The organism is Lunatimonas lonarensis (assembly GCF_000390185.1).
Lineage (GTDB): Bacteria > Bacteroidota > Bacteroidia > Cytophagales > Cyclobacteriaceae > Lunatimonas > Lunatimonas lonarensis.
On sequence record NZ_AQHR01000124.1, the window covers coordinates 1 to 3,227 of the forward strand.

The following is a 3,227-nucleotide window of genomic DNA, read 5'->3' on the forward strand; positions in this document are numbered from 1 at the left end:
TATGAAGAGCCGTGTGAGGTGAGAGTCTCACGCACAGCCTGTCCCGTTTTTACGGGAGTTCTGTGGGAAGGTAGGGGTGAATTGGAAATCACGAACGCCGCCGATAAATAATAAATACAGTGAGTAAATTCCCCCGCCTGACCCGATTATCGCTCAGTGTAGAAAACCCGAACATCAAAACGACATTAGGAAAAAGAGTAAATTTGAAACTAAAACATAATTAATTATAGGCAGTGAGTTCAGAATCACAAAATATTGAGTTCAAAGTAACTTGGCGAGACGAATACTTGAAATGGATTTGTGGTTTTGCAAATGCTTATGGCGGAACCATTTTTATAGGAAAGAACGATACCGGAAATGTAGTTGACTTAAAGGATGCTAAAAAATTATTAGAAGAAATCCCTAACAAGGTAAGAGATACTTTGGGGATTTTGGTTGATGTTAATCTGCACCAAACCGACCAAGGGAAATTTATTGAAATTCTTGTTGAGCAATACCCTTATCCTGTCAATTACAAGGGGCAATATCATTACAGAAGCGGAAGCACCAAACAGGAACTAAAAGGGGCAGCACTTAACAAGTTTCTCCTTCAGAAAAAAGGTAAAAGATGGGATGGAGTCCCTGTTCCAAATGTTTCAACAAAAGACCTTAAGCAAGAAACATTCGATTTTTTTCGCAAACGAGCTTTCAGAAGCCAAAGAATTGACGAAGAAAGTTTAGCCGACAGTAACGAGCATCTTATTGAGAATCTTCAACTCAAGGAAGGTAATTATCTTAAGAGAGCATCTATCCTACTTTTTCATCCAAATCCTGAGAAATTTATTACAGGGGCTTACATAAAAATTGGATTTTTCGAAAGAGACAGTGATTTGAGATTTCAGGACGAAATCCACGGAAATCTTTTCGAACAAATTGAAAAGACCACAGAGTTACTTTTCACAAAATACATCAAGGCTTTGATAAGCTATGAAGGGTTGAATCGTGTGGAAACATACGAGTATCCAAAAGAAGCAATCAGGGAAGCATTACTAAATGCTGTTGCCCATAAAGACTATTCAGGTGGTGCTCCAATTCAAATCAGTGTTTATAAAGACAAGTTTATGATTTGGAACGAAGGGCAACTTCCTGAAAATTGGACCATTGAAACGCTTTTGGACAAGCACTCTTCAAAGCCATTTAATCCAGATATTGCAAATGCACTTTTTCGCAGCGGATACATTGAATCTTGGGGGCGTGGTATTTCTAAAATGACAGAGCAGTGCTTTAATTTTGGACTTCCTGCACCCTTATTCTTTTTTAAAAGTTCAGGTTTTTGGGTAGAATTTAGAAAGGACATTTATAACCACAACCAACTTAAAGACCTTGGACTTAATGAAAGGCAGATTAAGGCTGTGCTTTTCGTGAAAGACAATGGGAAAATTAACAACAGTGATTATCAGGCTATAAATGATGTTTCAAAAGCGACTGCTACGAGAGACCTTACTGAACTTGTAGAGAAGTTCAAAGTATTGGACAGAAGCGGAGAAGTTGGGGCAGGTACAACCTATGTTTTGATTGGCTCATAATTGGCTCAATTGGCTCATAAGGCAAAACAAATAGAGAGAAGCAAATGGACAAAGAAGAACACCGAAGCGATAACAGCGTGTATGTGGCAATAGCGGGTGAAGTGGTAAATCGAAGGGCTGTGCTTCTTAGAAACTTTGTGCTAATCAGACAGGAAAGTGCTTCTAATCCGCTACTGCACATACACGCCAAACGTTACCTGCCATTATAATGAAGATAGAACGAACAATAGAGAAATATTACTATTTGACTGGAGATGAGAAGTCAAAAGTTGGAAATGCCGACCCAATTGACTCAAATATTCATTGGGACTTTTTTGAGAATAAGAGTAAGGATTTCAAATTGACTGATCCAATAAAGTTCAAAATCAACCCTGGACGCTTTACTGGGCAGACTGGTGACTTTCAATTTAATAGTTGCGGTTTTCTGCTTTTTTCAGACAAACTTCGTACAATCATAGAAAAATACATAACTGATATTGACTCACCAAATTGGTTTCCAGCACAAGTGACAGACTTAAATAATGTAACAACCAACTATTCGATATTGTATCTATTTGACAAACCTGACTTCTTAGATTATCAGAATTCAACTTTTGTGCAGGGAACAGACCACCCAATTAAAAAACGATTTGAATTAAGTAAAATAGGAGACCGACTTTTATTTAATTCGACAAAACTTGGTGTATCGCTTTGTGTCCATGACATAATTCGTAAGGAAATTAAAAAAGAAGGTTGCACTGGACTTTATTTTTACAAAATTCATACAGCGGGTCGACTATCATGAGAATAACGGCAGGTAACATATAAGGGCTAAACCGAAGTGAAGCGCAGCGGAATTTCGGAATTAGCCCCTGTTGACAGAAGCGTAGCGGGGTTGAGAGGAGATTTAGCTATGGGGATTAAAAGTTTGGAGTCATTCCTGATGGTTAAAAAATCTTGTTTCTTATAGGAGTTTTTGATAGCAGTAATTGACTGCTATCTATTTTTTTGAGCCTTTTGCTTAGTTGTTTACTGTTTTTTCTGTGTCTGAATATCTTTTAGCCAATGGTTTTCCTTTGCTCTTATGAGCTGTTTTTTTATGTTTTTGCATGTGCTTTGAGTTTGTTGTTGATGGTTGACGGAGGTGCGTTTGCGGCGAAGTATAAGATGGTGATGAGTGTTCCCTTGTGGCAGCAGGGGCAGATGTTGATGTTGTAATCTTCTTGGAAATAGAGTGGGTCTCCATGTTTTTCTTTTTGAATACCTGTTGAGTTGATGCCCTGTTCTTGCTGGAAAGCTCTGAGTTCTTCTTTGTTTCTTCGGGAGAGGAAGCCATAGTGCCTGATTTTGACAAACATTGGAGGCAAGATATGTAAGCAGAAGCGCCTGAGGAACTCGGCGGCATCTAGTGTCATGATTTTGGTGAGCCCTCCGTGTGCGTAGTCTTTGTAGGAGAAGGAGACCTTTCCGTTTTCGACGGATTTTATGCGGTGGTTGGAGATGGCCACCCGATGGGTGTACCTGCCGAGATATTCGACGACAGCAGCGGGATTTTGGAAAGGCCGCTTGGCGTAGACAACCCAGTTTTTGGCATAGAGTGTTTTCCTGAGTTGTGGAGTGATTGGAAGTTCAGCCTGTTTGGATATTTCGGTCGGACCATGCCAGCGTTTTCGGTCAAATGGT

4 protein-coding genes are annotated in these 3,227 nt (G+C 39.5%); 3 read left to right on the forward strand and 1 reads right to left on the reverse strand.

From position 1 onward, the window contains the following. Positions 1-233: 233 nt before the first annotated feature. From ADIS_RS21730 to ADIS_RS21735, 3 genes are read left to right on the forward strand one after another with little or no spacing between them, the layout of a single operon-like run. Complete coding sequence (locus ADIS_RS21730; RefSeq protein ID WP_035807296.1) at positions 234-1,565, forward strand: ATP-binding protein; 1,332 nt, start codon at positions 234-236, stop codon at positions 1,563-1,565. Positions 1,566-1,609: 44 nt separating this feature from the next. Continuing rightward, entirely contained in the window at positions 1,610-1,774 is a 165-nt protein-coding gene (locus tag ADIS_RS23085) for a hypothetical protein (protein WP_010856901.1), read from the forward strand. Then, positions 1,774-2,349 (forward strand): imm11 family protein, encoded by a 576-nt coding sequence (locus ADIS_RS21735; protein WP_035807298.1) that lies wholly within the window; start codon positions 1,774-1,776, stop codon positions 2,347-2,349. Before ADIS_RS23085 ends, ADIS_RS21735 begins: the two co-directional genes overlap by 1 nt. A 292-nt stretch (positions 2,350-2,641) precedes the next feature. On the opposite strand, the gene ADIS_RS23735 is transcribed toward ADIS_RS21735, so the two are convergent. Then, on the reverse strand, positions 2,642-3,227 hold a 586-nt coding region (locus tag ADIS_RS23735; protein ID WP_035807300.1), incomplete at its 5' end, for an IS91 family transposase.